This is a genomic window from Kitasatospora sp. NPDC096147, from assembly GCF_044763225.1.
Classification (GTDB): domain Bacteria; phylum Actinomycetota; class Actinomycetes; order Streptomycetales; family Streptomycetaceae; genus Kitasatospora.
In genome coordinates this window covers 1,237,637-1,253,364 of record NZ_JBIWFX010000001.1, presented here as the reverse complement: position 1 = coordinate 1,253,364, position 15,728 = coordinate 1,237,637, and the positions used below count along the sequence as shown (strand labels likewise).

Genomic DNA, 15,728 nt, shown 5'->3' with positions numbered 1-15,728 from the left:
CTCCCGGCCGCACTTCACACGAAAAGCCATCAATCGGACGTCGGCCATTCGAACGCCGCCGTTGGGGAGGGAGATGGGCCGTTCGAGGGCGGGTCGCGGAGGCCCGGAGTGCGCTGGGGGCGCCCGTGATCTGCGGCGCTCCCGCTGGTACCCTGGGCGCGACTGCCGAGCCCGCTCGGGAGAGTCCCCTCCGCCCCGGCGGAGAAGGGCGCCGAAGGAGCAAACCCTCCCCGGAATCTCTCAGGCATCCGTACCGTGCGGGGTAGGTCACTCTGGAAAGCAGGGCAGGGCCGACGGCGAGGGAGCCGGCGGGCCCCACCCTCACCGACGGTGCAAGCCGCCGGGCCGGCCACCGCCGTCCCGGGCGGGCGAAGCTCTCAGGTACCGATGACAGAGGGGGAGGCCCGACGGGTTCGTGTGTTCGAGGCCCCTGCTGTCCCACGGCGGCGAAGGTCCGAGGCGTGCGTACCCCAGCCGGTCCGTGACCAGGAGGCCCGACCCCCATGAACGCCAAGCCGACCCTCACCGAGCTCGAACTCTCGAGCCCGTTCGAGAACCGTCACATCGGTCCCGACGCCGCCGCCCAGGAGAAGATGCTGGCGAGCATCGGCTACGGCTCGCTGGACGAGCTGTCCGACGCCGCCGTGCCGGACGCGATCAAGAGCCTGACCGCCCTCGGCCTGCCGGCCGGCCGGAGCGAGGCCCAGGTGCTCGCCGAGCTGCGCGAGCTGGCCGGACGCAACACGGTGCTGCAGTCGATGATCGGCCTCGGGTACTACGGCACCTTCACCCCGCCGGTGATCCTGCGCAACGTGCTGGAGAACCCGTCCTGGTACACCGCCTACACCCCCTACCAGCCGGAGATCTCGCAGGGCCGGCTGGAGGCCCTGATCAACTTCCAGACCGTGGTCGCCGACCTGACCGGTCTGGACACCTCCGGCTCCTCGCTGCTGGACGAGGGCACCGCCGCCGCCGAGGCGATGTCGCTGGCCCGCCGGGTCACCAAGGTCAAGGGCGGCGTCTTCCTGGTCGACGCCGACACCCTGCCGCAGACCATCGCGGTGATCGAGACCCGCGCCGAGCCGACCGGTGTCGAGGTGGTCGTCGCCGACCTCTCCGCCGGCATCCCGGCCGAGATCGCCGAGCGCGGCGTCTTCGGCGTGCTGCTCCAGTACCCGGGCGCCTCCGGCGAGGTCCGTGACCTCGCCCCGGTGATCGAGCAGGCCCACGGCCTCGGCGCGGTCGTCGCGGTCGCCGCCGACCTGCTGGCCCTCACCCTGCTGAAGTCGCCGGGCTCGCTCGGCGCCGACATCGCCTGCGGCACCTCGCAGCGCCTCGGCGTCCCGATGGGCTTCGGCGGCCCGCACGCCGGCTACCTGGCCGTCAAGGCCGCCTACGCCCGCAACCTGCCCGGCCGGCTGGTCGGCGTCTCGGTGGACGCCGACGGCAACCGCGCCTACCGCCTGGCGCTGCAGACCCGCGAGCAGCACATCCGCCGCGAGAAGGCCACCTCCAACATCTGCACCGCCCAGGTGCTGCTGGCCGTGATGGCCTCGATGTACGCGGTCTACCACGGCCCGGACGGCCTGGCCGAGATCGCCCGCCGCACCCACCGCTACGCCGCCGCGCTGGCCGAGGGCCTGCGGGCCGGCGGCGTGGAGCTGACCAGCGGTCAGTTCTTCGACACCGTCACGGCCAAGGTGCCGGGCCGGGCCGCCGAGATCGCCGCCGCCGCGCGCGCCAACGGCATCAACCTCTACCAGGCGGACGAGGACACCCTCTCGATCTCCTGCGACGAGACCACCACCCGCGAGCACCTGGCCGGCGTCTGGGCCGCCTTCGGCGTCACCGCCGAGGTCACCGAGACCGCCGACGCGCTGCCCGAGGCGCTGCTGCGCGAGGACGAGTACCTGACCCACCCGGTCTTCCACAGCCACCGCTCGGAGACCGCGATGCTGCGCTACCTGCGCCGCCTCTCGGACCGGGACTACGCGCTGGACCGGGGCATGATCCCGCTCGGCTCCTGCACCATGAAGCTCAACGCCACCACCGAGATGGAGCCGGTCACCTGGCCCGAGTTCGGCCAGCTGCACCCGTTCGCCCCGGTCGACCAGGCCGAGGGCTTCCTGACCCTGATCCGCGGTCTGGAGCAGCAGCTGGTGGAGGTCACCGGCTACGACGCGGTGTCGATCCAGCCGAACGCCGGCTCGCAGGGCGAGCTGGCCGGTCTGCTCGCGGTCCGCGCGTACCACCGGGCGAACGGCGACGTCGAGCGCGACGTCTGCCTGATCCCGTCCTCCGCGCACGGCACCAACGCGGCCTCGGCCGTGATGGCCGGCATGCGGGTGGTCGTGGTGAAGACCCTGCCGGACGGTGACGTGGACGTCGCCGACCTGAAGGCCAAGATCGAGCAGCACCGCGACCAGCTCTCGGTGCTGATGGTCACCTACCCGTCCACCCACGGCGTGTACGAGACCGAGATCACCGCGATCTGCGCGGCCGTGCACGAGGCCGGCGGCCAGGTCTACGTCGACGGCGCCAACCTCAACGCGCTGGTCGGCCTGGCCAAGCCGGGCAAGTTCGGCGCGGACGTCTCGCACCTGAACCTGCACAAGACCTTCTGCATCCCGCACGGCGGTGGCGGCCCGGGCGTCGGCCCGGTCGCGGTCCGCTCGCACCTGGCCCCGTACCTGCCGAACCACCCGCTCCAGGCGGAGGCCGGCCCGGCCACCGGCGTCGGTCCGATCTCGGCGGCCCCGTGGGGCTCGGCCGCGATCCTGCCGATCTCCTGGTCGTACGTCCGGCTGATGGGCGGCGAGGGCCTCAAGCGCGCCACCCAGGTCGCGGTGCTGAACGCCAACTACATCGCCAAGCGGCTCGCCCCGCACTTCCCGGTGCTCTACACCGGCCCGGGCGGGCTGGTCGCGCACGAGTGCATCATCGACCTGCGCCCGCTGAGCAAGGAGACGGGGGTGACCGTGGACGACATCGCCAAGCGCCTGATCGACTACGGCTTCCACGCCCCGACCATGTCCTTCCCGGTGGCCGGCACGCTGATGATCGAGCCGACCGAGTCCGAGGACCTGCACGAGATCGACCGCTTCTGCGACGCGATGATCGAGATCCGCGGCGAGATCGAGAAGGTCGGCTCGGGCGAGTGGGCGGCGGACGACAACCCGCTGCGCAACGCCCCGCACACCGCCGCCACGCTGGCGGGGGAGTGGGCGCACTCCTACACCCGCCAGGAGGCGGTCTTCCCGGCGGGCGTGAACCCGGCGGACAAGTACTGGCCGCCGGTGAGCCGGATCGACGGTGCGTACGGTGACCGGAACCTGGTCTGCTCCTGCCCGCCGCTGGACGAGTACGGCAGCTGACCCGGTAGCGCGCCGAGGGGCGCGGGGTACTGCGCGAGGGTGGAACGGCAGCACCTGCAACTGGCTGATGGTGGGTCAGTTGCAGGTGGGCCGCCTCCCGAAGCGCGCAGTTCCCCGCGCCCCTTTTCGCTTGCCCTGCCGTAGGTCTGTGCCGAGTGCGTGCGCGCCCGGGCGGCGGAGCCGCAGATCAGGCAGAGTCTCGCGCCCCTTTTCGCCTGCCCTGCCGTAGGTCTGTGCCGAGTGCGTGCGCGCCCGGGCGGCGGAGCCGCAGATCAGGCAGAGTCTCGCGCCCCTCTGCGCCTGCCCGGCCGGCCGTCAGGCGACGGCGAGCGGGCGGCGCGGGGCGATGATGCGGCCGTCGGGGAGGAGTTCGCCGGTGTCCTCGAAGAGCAGGACGCCGTTGCACAGGAGGCTCCACCCCTGGTCGGGGTGGAAGGCCATCGGGACGGCGGCCTCACGGTCGGTGGACAGTGCGGACGGACACTCAGGCTGGTGCTGGCACATCGTCGTACCCTCGCTTCAGATTCCCCTGACCGGTCACAGGTGTGAACCGGCGCTCCGACGGGTAGGACTGACGGCCCCCCGCGTCGGTTCCCAGTGTCGTCATCCTGAGCCCTTCCCGCAGCGATTTCGTGACATGCGCCACAAGCGGACCCCAGGGATCACCCGTTCAGATGGAAAAAGGGCCACCGCCGCCGACCGGAAGGTCGTGCGGCAGTGGCCCTTTCGGGTGAACGCGCGTCAGGAGTGCCCGGCGGGCGCGAGCGGGCGGTCGAGCAGGGCGAGCAACTCCCCGGCGGGGTAGACCCGGTGGGCGGTGATGCCGAGCGGTGCGGGGGCGAGCGGGATGAGCAGGTCGACCGCGGGGCCGGGGTCGGGGTGGTGGAGCCAGAGGGCGGTGGCGTAGTGGCCCGGGATGGAGAGCAGCCGGGGATGGTGGCGGGTGCGGGCCGAGATGGCGATCTGGTGCGCCTGGCGTAGCGCGCGCAGCGTGGAGTCCAGGTAGGGGCCGGCGGTGAAGTGCGAGAAGACGTGGTGCCGTTCGGCCGTCTCGGTGACTTCGGCGGCGGCCACCGGGCCGCCGACACCGGCTTCGATCAGGAACCGCCAGCCCGTCCGCCGGGCGCCGGCCAGCGGGGCGGCGGGCTCGTCGAGGACGTGCACCGCGAGCGGGTGCGCGGGGTGCAGCCGCGCGCCGTCCTCGTCGAGGGTGAGGGCGGCGAGCGGGCCGAGGGTGGCTTCGCAGTCGAGCGCGCCTTGGACGGCGCGCAGGGCGCTCGGCGGTGGCTGGGGGGTCTGCAGGGTCATGGTGGGTCGCCTCTCCGTGCTGGAATCGGCGTGCGAGTGCGGCATACCGGCTGGTGGGTCGGGGACCCGGGCCGTGTCCGGTTGGGCATGGTCGCTTGCGGGCGCGGGCCTGCCGCTCGAGGGTCCTGCGGGAGCGGCGGGTGCCGGGCGGGAGCTGTGCGAATCCTGATCGAACGGATGCACAGGGTGACTTTCTTATCACATTCAGTGCTTGCTGGCAAGTCGGGTAAAGGCTGACGTGTCGTCAGGAACCTTGTTCGCCAACCGCGTTCGAGGTGGCGGCTAGGGATCTTCGGGACGGGCATGATGCAGGGACCGTTCGGCTAGGTGGAGGGGCACCCATGGGCGAGAAGGTCGTCGCGACGCGCGCGGAGCTGTCGGACCGGCAGTTGTACCGGCGCAAGCTCCAGTCCTGTCTGGACGCCCTGGAGCGGATGCTGCGCGAGGGCCGGTTCGACCGTCCGAGGGCCATGGTGGGCCTGGAGATCGAGCTCAACCTGGCCGACGACCTGGGCCGGCCGGTGCTGCGGAACGAGCAGGTGCTCTCCTCGATCGGCTCGGGCGACTTCCAGACCGAGCTGGGCCAGTTCAACATCGAGCTGAACATCGCACCGCGCCGGCTCACCGGCCACGTGCTGGACGAGCTGCGCGAGGAGATCGACACCGGGCTGCGCTACGCGGACCGCAAGGCCGAGGAGGTGGGGGCCCGGATCGTGATGGTCGGCATCCTGCCGACCCTGGACCTGGACCACACCGGCCTGGACGCGATGTCGCACAACGACCGCTACACCCTGCTCAGCGACCAGATACTCGCGGCCCGGGGCGAGGAGATCGCGCTGGACATCGAGGGGGTGGAGCGGCTGGCCGTGGAGTCGGTCTCGATGGTGGCCGAGGCCGCCGCCACCTCGCTCCAGCTCCACCTCCAGGTCACCCCGGAGCGCTTCGCCCCGGTCTGGAACGCGGCCCAGGCGATCGCCTCGGTCCAGCTGGCACTCGGTGCCAACTCGCCGTTCCTGTTCGGCCGGGAGCTCTGGCGGGAGACCAGGCCGGTGCTCTTCCAGCAGGCCTGCGACACCCGTTCGGCGGAGCTCAAGGCGCAGGGCGTGCGCCCCATCACCTGGTTCGGCGAGCGCTGGGTGAACTCCGCGCTGGACCTCTTCGAGGAGAACCAGAAGTACTTCCCGGCCCTGCTGCCGATCTGCGACGACGAGGACCCGGCCAAGGTGCTGGCCTCCGGCGGCATCCCGAAGCTGGCCGAGATGCGGCTGCACAACGGCACCGTCTACCGGTGGAACCGGCCGGTCTACGACGTCGCCGACGGCGTGCCGCACCTGCGGGTGGAGAACCGCTGCCTGCCGGCCGGGCCGACGGTGGTGGACACCCTGGCGAACGCCGCCTTCTACTACGGCCTGGTCCGGGTGCTGGCCGAGCAGCCCAGGCCGGTCTGGACCCGGCTGGCCTTCGAGCAGGCCGACGAGAACTTCCACCACGCCGCCCGGTACGGCATCGACGCGGTGCTGCACTGGCCCAAGGCCGGCCGGGGCGCCCGGGGCACGGTGTCGCTGCCCGCCACCGAGCTGGTGCTGAACGAACTGCTCCCGATGGCCCGTCAGGGCCTGGACGCCTGGGGCGTGGAGCCGGGGGACCGGGACCGCTACCTCGGCATCATCGAGCAGCGCTGCCTGCGCCGCACCAACGGCGCGGCCTGGCAGGCGGCCACCGTGCACCGGCTGCGGGACCACTACGGGATGGACCGGGGCTCCGCCATCGCCGCCATGACGCGCCGTTACATGGAGCACTCCCGGACCGGCGAGCCGGTGCACACCTGGCCGGTCGGTTAGCAGCCGGCGGCCCGTCAGGTTGTCTAGACAATTCGGGCTCACCGACCTGACACGTGATCATTGTTGTACGTACACCTCGGCCCCGTAGACATGGGCGGGTCCGGGCCGGAACGCGGCCCGGGGCCGAACGAGGAGCACCCCCATGAGTCCCGAGGTATCGCGCCGTACCCTGCTCGGCGGCGCGGCAGCCGCCGCCGTGCTGTCCGCCCTGCCGCTCAGCGTCCGGGAGGCGCTGGCCGCCCCGGCCAAGCCGGGGAAGCTGGCGGACATCCAGCACGTGGTGGTGCTGATGCAGGAGAACCGGGCCTTCGACCACTACTTCGGCACCCTGCCCGGGGTGCGCGGCTTCGGGGACCGGGCGGCCGTGCGCGGGATCAACGGCCGCTCGGTGCTGCACCAGCCGGACGCCTCGCGGAAGGAGGGGTACCTGCTGCCGTTCCCGATGAACGCCGCGCACACCAGCGCCTACCAGCAGGGCGCCCCGGCCTTCGGCTTCGTCGACTCGATGAAGGCGTGGAACGACGGGCTGGCCGACGGCGCCGTCTCCCGCCGCTCCTCCGGCTGGCTCGGCCAGGGCTACTACGAGCCGGCCGACATGCCGTTCTACTCGGCCATCGCCTCGGTCTTCACCACCTGCGACCACTACTTCGCCTCGGTGCAGTGCAACACCAACACCAACCGCGACCACTTCATGACCGGCACCAGCGGCGGCACCGTCCGGGACGTCCCGGTGACGGACAACACCGAGATCCCCGGCGGCTACGAGTGGACCACCTACGCCGAGCGGCTGGAGGCGGCCGGGGTCAGCTGGCGGACCTACCAGGCGCTGGACAACTACGACGACAACGCGCTGGCCTGGTTCGCCCCGTTCGTGAAGGCCAAGCCGGGCGAGCCGCTGTACGAGCGCGGCATGAAGATGGTCGGCGACCCGGCCAAGAAGGGTGACCCGTTCGCGATGGGCGACGCCCTGGTCGAGGCGTTCGCCGCCGACGTGCGGGCCGACAGGCTGCCGCAGGTCTCCTGGCTGGTGGCGCCCGCCGCGCTCTCCGAGCACGCCAACTACGCGCCGCCGAACGGCGAGCACCTGACCGCCCGGCTGCTCTCCGCACTGGCGGCCGAGCCGAAGGTCTGGGCCAAGACCGTCTTCATCCTCAACTACGACGAGCACGGCGGCTTCTTCGACCACCTGCTGCCCCCGGTGCCGCCGCTGGCCGCCGGGCGCGGCTCCTCCACCGTGCCGGTGGACGGCGAGGTGGTGGTCCGGGTCTCCAAGGGCGGCTCGACCTACCACCGGGTGGTCGGCCAGGACGGCCGGTACCGGGTGAAGGCCGCCGACGGCTCGCTGACCTGGTCGGACGCGCTGCCGGCCGGGGAGAAGCTGGAGTCCGGCCCGTACCCGATGGGCCTGGGCGTGCGGGTGCCGATGGTGGTGGTCTCGCCGTGGACCCGGGGCGGGGTGGTGGACTCCACCGTCTACGACCACACCTCGGTGCTGCGCTTCCTGGAGAAGCGCTTCGGGGTGGCCGAGCCGAACATCAGCCCCTGGCGGCGGGCCGTCACCGGTGACCTGACCTCGGTCTTCGACTTCTCCGGTGAGGACCCGGTCTGGCCGCAGCTGCCCGACACGGCCGGCAACCGGCAGAAGGTCACCGACACCGGCAAGCTGCCCGCCCCGACCGTCCCGGCCCCGCAGCGGACGCCCCGTCAGCAGGCCGGCACCCGCACCGCCCGGCCGACCCCGTACGACCTCAAGCTCAAGCCGAGGGTGAGGGACGGCCGGCTGACCCTGGACCTGGCCAACCGCGGGAAGCAGGGCGCGGTGTTCGCCGCCTACCCCGCGCCGGGCCTGCTGCCCCGGCACTACACGGTGGGCGCCAAGGGGACCCTCACCGACAGCTGGCCGGTCGGCCCCGAGGGCTACGACCTGCGGGTGCACGGGCCGAACGGCGCGCTCTGGCACCTGCGCGGCGACGCGGCGGCCGAGTACGAGGTCGAGCTGTTCCCGGAGTCCGGCGCCGAGCGGGTGCTGGAGTTCCACCTGATCAACCGCTCGCGCAGCGCGCAGACCTTCCTGATCGGCGACCTGGCGTACGGCGGCGGGGTCCAGGAGGTCCGGATCACCGGGCAGGACACCCGGCCGGTCCGGGTCAAGGTCGGCCGCGAGGGCTGGTACGACGTGGCGGTCGGCGTGCAGGGCGACCTGACGTTCCGTCGGCGCTACGCCGGGCGGATGCCCGGCCAGGAGCAGGGCGTGACCGACCCGGCGATGGGCCTGGCCGAGGCGCTCACCGTGGACGTGGCGCTGGGCGCGGCCTCGGCCACCATCGACGAGGCGATCGTGCTGCCCGGCCGTCCGGCCCGGGTGAAGGCCACCTTCACCGCGGCTGCGGCGCTGGCCGGCCTGGAGGCGAAGCCGGTCGTCCCGCCGGGCTGGACGGTCCGCGAGGTCACCGCCGCCCCGGCCGCGCTGGCCGAGGGCGCCACCGCCACCGCCGAGTGGGAGGTGCAGCCGCCCGCCGTGCTGCCGGACGGCGCCGCGCACCGCGTCCTGGTGACCGCCCGGGCCCGCTCCGGCCAGCGCTTCGTGCTGGCCGACGGCGAACTCGCCGCCCGCACCGCCCCGGTGATGACCGGTCACCTGCTGGACCAGGACTTCGAGGAGCTGGCCCCGCTGCTCGCCCCGGTCGGCGCCGTGTCCGGCTGGACGGCCCAGGCACCGAAGGGCTGGTCGGTGGTGAACGCCCCCGGCATGCCGCAGGGCACCGCCCGGCTCCAGGGCTGGACCTTCCACACCAAGCGGGCCTGGTCGAACCCGGCCGGCCAGGACCGGGGCAACTTCACCCGGGGCCTCGGCGTGCTCGCGGTGGCCGACCCGGACGACTGGGACGACACCGGAGCGCCGTCCGCCAAGGGCAAGTTCGACTCCACCCTGGTCTCCCCGGCGGTGCCGGTCCCGGCCGGGGTGGGCACCCTGTACCTGGGCTTCGACTCGCACTACCGGCAGGAGGCCCCGCAGAAGGCCGCCGTGACGGCGGTCTTCGACACCGGCCAGGAGGTCCGGCTGGTGTCCTACAGCTCGGACGCGAGCGGGAACGACAACGCCGGCAAGGACGTCCAGAACGCCTTCGTGACCAAGCAGTTCGCCGTCCCGGCGGGCGCGACCTCGGTGACCCTGAGGTTCCGGATGTACGACGCGGGCAACAACTGGTTCTGGGCGGTCGACCACGTCCGCCTGGACAAGGCGCCGATCAAGGGCTGACCCGCTCTCAGAACGGTGTGCGAGGATGATCGACCCGGCCGCCCGGCCGGGTCGGTCGTCCTCCCGGGAGCCAAGGTGACTGCAGTGTCCGCCCCGCCCGAGACCCCCGGGGTGTCCCGGCGGCTGCTGGGGATCGAGCTGCTGGTGGTGCTCGGGCTCTCCTTCGGGATGAGCGGACTCGGCGCCCTGATCAGCTTCGTCGGCTCGCTCACCGAGCCCGCCGAACTGGGGCAGCAGGTCGCCACCCTGAACGGCTCGCGGGCCCCCGGCCGCCCCTGGCTGGACCTGGCCTGGCAGCTCTACTACATCGGGCGCGGCCTGATGCCGGTGGTGCTGGTCGGCTACCTGCTGGTGCGCGAGGGCACCTCGCTGCGGGTGCTCGGCTTCGACCTCCGGGAGAAGGCGCGGGACTTCGGGCGCGGCACGGCGGTGGCCGCCGCGATCGGCGGCTCCGGGCTGCTGCTCTACCTGGGCGCCCAGGCGGCCGACTTCAACCTCACCGTCGCCCCGTCCGGCCTGCCCGAGGTGTGGTGGCGGGTGCCGGTGCTGCTGGCCTCCGCCTGGGAGAACTCGATCGCCGAGGAGGTGATCGTGCTGGCCTACCTGCTGCGCCGCACCGGGCAGTTGGGCTGGAGCTGGCCGGCCATGCTGATCACCAGCTCGCTGCTGCGCGGCTCGTACCACCTCTACCAGGGCGTCGGCGGGCTGGTCGGCAACATCGTGATGGGCGTCGTCTTCTGCCTGCTCTACCGGCGCTGGGGCCGGGTGATGCCGTTGGTGGTGGCGCACGCGCTGATCGACACGGTGGCGTTCGTCGGGTACGCCCTGCTGGCCGGGCACGTCAGCTGGCTGCCGACCGGCTGAGCGGGCGGCCCCGCCTGACGGCGGGTCAGGCGCAGCTGCCCAGCAGCCCCGCCACGGGCGGGCGGCGCAGCAGCCGGTCCACGTGGTGGCGCTCCAGCCCCTGGCCCGGGTCGATCCGCAGCAGCAGCCTGTCCCGGCGGAGTGCCGAACGCCGGGTCAGCGAGCCCGGGATGACGTCGTCCACCCAGGCGAACGGGCGGCCGGCCGCGTAGCGGACCAGCGGGGCCCACTTGTGGGCGGCTATCAGGTCGAGCACCGGCACCTTCGGGTCGTCGGGCTGCGCCACGTACCCGGAGAAGTGCACCACCGGCAGCCGGGGGAGACCGAGGACGGGGGCGATGTGCTCGTTCGCGTGGTCTTCCCAGGTCGTTGCCCAGCAGATGTCGTACGCCTCGGCCAGCTCGCGCAGCCAGTCGCCGTGGCGGGCGGAGAGCAGCACCGAGTAGCCGAACAGGGTGTGGGTGTCGAAGTCCGCGTCCGGGTGCGGGCAGACGGGGTTGAGGACGCCGTCGACGTCCAGGAACAGTAGTGGCTTCGGCAAGAGGGCTCCCCCGGGTGACTCGCTGTCACATGGTCGGACGAACGAGTCACGGCGACGGTTGCGCGCCCGTCAAGCGGAACTGACGGTCACTTCTTCCGCTACGGCGGGCGCGGTGGCCGTCCGGCGCAGGGTGCGGATCTGCCGCTCGGCGAGCACCGCGAGGGCCAGCAGGGTGGTCGCGACGGCGCACAGCCAGAGCGCCTCGCGCATGCCGAGCAGTTCGGCGACCGGGCCGGCCAGCGCGGTGCCGACCGGGGCGAGGGCGATCGAGCCGAAGTAGTCGTAGGCGGAGACCCGGGAGAACAGCTCGGACGGCACCTCCTGCTGGAGCGCCACCATCCAGTTGACGCCGAAGACGGTGATGCCGAGGCCGCTGGTGAACATCGCGGCGCAGAGCACCGGCAGTGGTGCCTGGAGCGCGAGGGCGTAGGCGGGGGCGGCGAACAGGAAGACCCCGTGGTTGCCTGCCAGCAGGACCCGGGCGGGCTGCCAGCGGACCATCAGGAAGCCGGACAGGAACAGCCCGGCGGAGAACGCGGCCAGCGCCAGCCCCCAGGCGTCGGCCCCGCCGAGCCGCTCCTTGGCGATCACCGGGCCGTAGACCGACTCGACGGCGCCCAGGCACGCGTTGACCAGCGAGAACTGGAGCACGATCACCCAGAGCCAGCGGCGGGCGGTGAACTCCCGCCAGCCCTCGCGGAGCGCCTGCACCACACTGCTCCGCTCGGCCGGGGTGATCGGCGCCTCCAGGTCGAGCAGCAGGCGGAGGGCGGCGGCGACGGTGAAGCCGGCCGCGTCCACCGCCAGTACCCAGCCGGGGCCGATCGCGGTGACCAGCACGCCGCCGAGGGCCGCGCCGCCGATCTGACTGCCGTTCAGGGCCATCCGGAAGACGGCGAAGGCGCGGGCGGCGTGCTCCTTGGCGATCGACTCCATGATCATGCCCTCGGAGGCGGGGGCGTAGAACGCCTGGCCCGCGCCGCCGGCGGCGGAGAGGGCGATCAGCTGCCAGAGCTCGGCGGTGCCGGTGAGCACCAGGACGGCGAGCAGCGCCTGCGAGGCGGCGTTGAAGAGGTTGGCCCCGACCATCACGTGGTGCCGGGGGAGGCGGTCGGCCAGGGCGCCGCCGAACAGCAGGAAGACCACCATCGAGGCCAGGTGGGCCCCCGTCACCAGGCCGACCTCGGTCGCCCCGCCGCCCAGCTCCAGCACGGCGAAGGCGGTGGCGATCGGCGCCCCGGCGTTGCCGAGGCCGGCGATCACGGTGGCGGCGGTCTGGACGCGGTAGTTGCGGCTCGCCCAGGCGAAACGGTGGTTCTTCACCGGGCGACTATGACGGCTCCGGCCGGGGGTGTCACCCGGTTATCCGGGGTGCGCCCCGCCTGAGTAGTGCCCCTGCGGGGGCGCGGGGAACTGTGCGACTTGGCGGCTCATGTGCAACTGGCCCGCCGTCAGCCGGTTGTACGTGCTGCCGTTCCCCTGCGCGCAGTTCCTCGCGCCCCTGCCGGGGCGCATTCGTGCGGGGAACTGTGCGACTTGGCGGCTCATGTGCAGCTGGCCCGCCGTCAGCCGGTTGTACGTGCTGCCGTTCCCCTGCGCGCAGTTCCTCGCGCCCCTGCCGGGGCGCATTCGTGCGGGGAACTGTGCGAGTCGGCGGCTCGCGTGCAGCTGGCCCGCCGTGAGCCGGTTGCGCGTGCTGCCGTTCCCCTTCGCGCAGTTCCTCGCGCCCCTGCGGGGGCGCTACTCGGGCGGGGCGTACCAGGGCGGAGCCGGTCAGCCGAGGTGGGCCCAGAGGAAGGTGAGGGTGCGCTGCCAGGCGACGGTGGACTGGAGCTGGTCCTGACCGTCCGTCATGAAGCCGTGGGTGGTCGGGTAGAAGTGCAGCTCCGGCCGGACGTCGGTGGCCTCGCCGAGGCGGATGGCGGCCTCGTCGACGGCGGCCGGCGGGACGGCCGGGTCGGCCTCGGCGAAGTGGCCGAGGACGTGGGCGGTCAGGCCGAGGTAGGAGAACTCGGGGTCGGCGGGCAGCCCGTAGCAGGCGACCACGGCGGCGATCCGGTCGCCGAGGGCGGTGGCCAGCTCCAGGGCGTGGCCGCCGCCCGGGCCGAGGCCGATCACGCCGAGGGCGTCGCCGACCAGGCGCTGGTCGGCGAACGCCCCGACCGTCGCCGGGTCGGCCGGGCCGCCGAGGACCGCGAAGCCCTCGGCGAGCAGGTGCTCGGTGACGGTCGAGGTGTCGGTGCCGGGCTCGGGGAGCAGCAGGACTCCGGGGCCGAGCCCGGCGGCGGGCAGGGTGACGTCCACTCAGCCCATCTCTTCCAGCGACTTGCCCTTGGTCTCCTTGATGCAGAAGGCCACGAAGGGGATCGAGAGCAGGGCGAAGACCGCGTAGATGACGTAGGTGGCGGAGAGGTTCCAGTCCGAGAGGTTCGGGAAGGTGACGGTGATCGCCCAGTTGGCGATCCACTGGGCCGAGGCGGCCACCGAGAGGGCCAGTGCCCGGATCTTGTTGGGGAACATCTCGCCGAGCAGCACCCAGACCACCACGCCCCAGGAGAAGGCGAAGCAGAACACGAAGACGTGCGCGGCGACCAGTGCCACGGTGGCGTAGCTGTCGTCCAGGGTGGCGCTGTCACCGGTGCCGACCCGGTGCGAGAAGGCCCAGGCGGCGGTGGCCAGGGCGAGGGCCATGCCGGCCGAGCCGGCCAGCGCGAGCGGCTTGCGGCCGATCCGGTCCACCAGGGCGATCGCGATCACGGTGCCGACCACGTTGACGATCGAGGTGGAGAGCGAGATCAGCAGCGAGTTGGACTCGTCGATGCCCACCGACTGCCAGAGGAAGGACGAGTAGTAGAAGATCACGTTGATGCCGACGAACTGCTGGAAGACCGAGGCGCCGATGCCGATCCAGACGATCGGCAGCAGGCCGAAGCGTCCGCCCAGCAGGTCGGTCAGCCGGGGCTTGCGGTCGGCGACCAGCACCCTGCGGATCTCGGCGATCCGGGCGTCCAGGTCGACGTCCGGGCCCTCCACCTCCAGCAGCACCTTGCGGGCCTGCTCCTCCCGCCGGTCGGCGATCAGGTAGCGCGGGGACTCGGGGATGGCCAGCGCCATCAGCCCGTAGACGACGGCTGGGATGGCCTCGACGCCGAGCATCCACTGCCAGGCCTGCACTCCGCCGAGGTGGCCGGTGGACTCGCCGCCTGCCGCCTCGTTCAGCGCCCAGTTGGCCAGCTGGGAGACGGTGATGCCGAGCACGATGGCCAGCTGCTGGAAGGAGGCCAGCCGGCCCCGGTAGGCGGTCGGGGCGACCTCGGCGATGTAGGTCGGGGCGATCACCGAGGCGATGCCGATGGCGACGCCGCCGACCACCCGCCAGAGGCCGAGCATCTCGATGTTGGGCGGGAACATCGAGCCGACGCCGCTGATCGCGAACAGCACCGAGGCCAGCAGCATGGTGCGGATCCGGCCCAGGCGGTCGGCCAGCCGGCCGGCGATCACGGCGCCGGCCGCCGAGCCGAGCAGGGCGATGGCGACCACGAAGGCGGTGGTGCCGTTGCCGACCTCGAAGTGCTTCTGGATGCCCGTCACCGCGCCGTTGATGACGGCGCTGTCGTAGCCGAACAGGAAGCCGCCCATCGCGGCGGCGGCCGAGATGAAGACCACGTGGCCGAGGTGGGCGTCACCGGAGGGTTTGGTCTCATGGGTGGTGGACAGGGCGGGCTCCCGGGGCCGGACGGACAGTGATCGTCTGCCATTCCATCAGCCGGTGCGTCATATCGCATGTTATGAGGGGGATCTGATGGAATGTCGCTTTTCCCCACCACCCGTCCGGCCCCCGCCGCCTACCCGGGTCCGCGCGCCCCAGTCAGCCCGCCTCAGCCCGTCCGCCCCGGTCCGCCCCGGTCCGCCCGGCTCAGACGGGGCAGCCGCCGGTCCGCCGGGCGTTGCGCCGCAGCAGCTGCGCCCGGGCCCCGGCGTCCCGCCCAGTGAGGTGCTCCGCCACGGCGGCCTGCTCGGCCGGGGGCTTCTTGTCGTCGTACTTGAACTTGGCGTCCACCCGCCGCACCGTCAGCCGCAGCCCGCGCAGGCCGGAGAACTGGTCGGCGTACGGGGCCTGACCGGGCGTCACCGAGCCGCCGGGCCAGTCCGGTTCGAAGTGCGCGAGCTGCCGGTTGAGGATCGCCGCCTTGCCGGCCGGGTCGTCCACCGGTTCGGCGGTGCAGGAGAACTGCACCGAGGCGTAGTAGCTGGTCGGGATGTGCGGCGCGGCCCGCCACTGCCCGGCGGCGTAGGCGAAGTCGTCGGTGACGGCCAGCGTGACGTGCGGGTCGGCGGCGATCGCCGACCAGAATGGGTTCGGCTTGGCCAGGTGGAGCAGGATCACGTCGCCGTCCAGGAGGAAGTGCGTCGGCACCAGCACCGGCCCGCGCCCGTCCGGCCCGTTGGCGGCCAGCAGGCCGAAGTCCCGGCCCTCGGCCAGCCAGGCCCGCCACTCCTGCTCGTCGCCCCGGTCCCAGGATCTGATCAGCATGACGGCC

Annotated in this window: 11 protein-coding genes and 1 riboswitch; of the genes, 4 read left to right on the top strand and 7 right to left on the bottom strand. The window is 72.6% G+C overall.

Translation table 11 applies throughout. The annotated features are described in order from the left end of the window. Positions 1-166 precede the first annotated feature (166 nt). Positions 167-266, top strand: a riboswitch (glycine riboswitch). A 237-nt stretch (positions 267-503) separates the two neighbouring features. Continuing rightward, positions 504-3,374 (top strand): aminomethyl-transferring glycine dehydrogenase, encoded by a 2,871-nt coding sequence (gcvP, locus tag ACIRBX_RS05410; protein ID WP_402293850.1) that lies wholly within the window; start codon positions 504-506, stop codon positions 3,372-3,374. 315 nt (positions 3,375-3,689) lie between these two features. Here gcvP and ACIRBX_RS05405 read toward each other — a convergent pair whose 3' ends face one another. Continuing rightward, positions 3,690-3,878, bottom strand: coding sequence for a DUF5999 family protein (locus ACIRBX_RS05405; RefSeq protein ID WP_402293849.1), 189 nt, complete (start codon positions 3,876-3,878; stop codon positions 3,690-3,692). A gap of 237 nt (positions 3,879-4,115) precedes the next feature. Further along, positions 4,116-4,682, bottom strand: a complete 567-nt coding sequence (locus ACIRBX_RS05400; RefSeq protein ID WP_402293848.1) for a hypothetical protein — start codon at positions 4,680-4,682, stop codon at positions 4,116-4,118. 341 nt (positions 4,683-5,023) lie between these two features. Between ACIRBX_RS05400 and ACIRBX_RS05395 the strand changes: the two genes are divergently transcribed. The 3 genes from ACIRBX_RS05395 to ACIRBX_RS05385 all read left to right on the top strand — a co-directional run bounded on the left by ACIRBX_RS05395 (position 5,024) and on the right by ACIRBX_RS05385 (position 10,646). Next, positions 5,024-6,523, top strand: coding sequence for a glutamate-cysteine ligase family protein (locus ACIRBX_RS05395; RefSeq protein WP_402293847.1), 1,500 nt, complete (start codon positions 5,024-5,026; stop codon positions 6,521-6,523). Positions 6,524-6,665: 142 nt separating this feature from the next. Then, positions 6,666-9,782 carry a phosphocholine-specific phospholipase C gene (locus ACIRBX_RS05390; protein WP_402293846.1) on the top strand — a complete coding sequence of 1,039 codons (3,117 nt, stop codon included), beginning with the start codon at positions 6,666-6,668 and terminating at the stop codon, positions 9,780-9,782. Between the two features lie 75 nt (positions 9,783-9,857). Further along, entirely contained in the window at positions 9,858-10,646 is a 789-nt protein-coding gene (locus ACIRBX_RS05385) for a CPBP family intramembrane glutamic endopeptidase (RefSeq protein WP_402293845.1), read from the top strand. Between the two features lie 25 nt (positions 10,647-10,671). On the opposite strand, the gene ACIRBX_RS05380 is transcribed toward ACIRBX_RS05385, so the two are convergent. The 5 genes from ACIRBX_RS05380 to ACIRBX_RS05360 all read right to left on the bottom strand — a co-directional run bounded on the left by ACIRBX_RS05380 (position 10,672) and on the right by ACIRBX_RS05360 (position 15,721). Then, on the bottom strand, positions 10,672-11,187 hold the full coding sequence (locus tag ACIRBX_RS05380) for an HAD domain-containing protein (RefSeq protein WP_402293844.1): 516 nt from the start codon (positions 11,185-11,187) through the stop codon (positions 10,672-10,674). Between the two features lie 69 nt (positions 11,188-11,256). Beyond that, complete coding sequence (locus tag ACIRBX_RS05375) at positions 11,257-12,510, bottom strand: MFS transporter (RefSeq protein WP_402293843.1); 1,254 nt, start codon at positions 12,508-12,510, stop codon at positions 11,257-11,259. Positions 12,511-12,960: 450 nt separating this feature from the next. Next, on the bottom strand, positions 12,961-13,491 hold the full coding sequence (locus ACIRBX_RS05370) for a dienelactone hydrolase family protein (RefSeq protein ID WP_402293842.1): 531 nt from the start codon (positions 13,489-13,491) through the stop codon (positions 12,961-12,963). Then, positions 13,492-14,853 carry a sugar porter family MFS transporter gene (locus tag ACIRBX_RS05365; RefSeq protein WP_402293841.1) on the bottom strand — a complete coding sequence of 454 codons (1,362 nt, stop codon included), beginning with the start codon at positions 14,851-14,853 and terminating at the stop codon, positions 13,492-13,494. A 250-nt stretch (positions 14,854-15,103) separates the two neighbouring features. Then, positions 15,104-15,721, bottom strand: coding sequence for an FMN-binding negative transcriptional regulator (locus tag ACIRBX_RS05360; protein ID WP_402293840.1), 618 nt, complete (start codon positions 15,719-15,721; stop codon positions 15,104-15,106). Between the last annotated feature and the right edge of the window lie 7 nt (positions 15,722-15,728).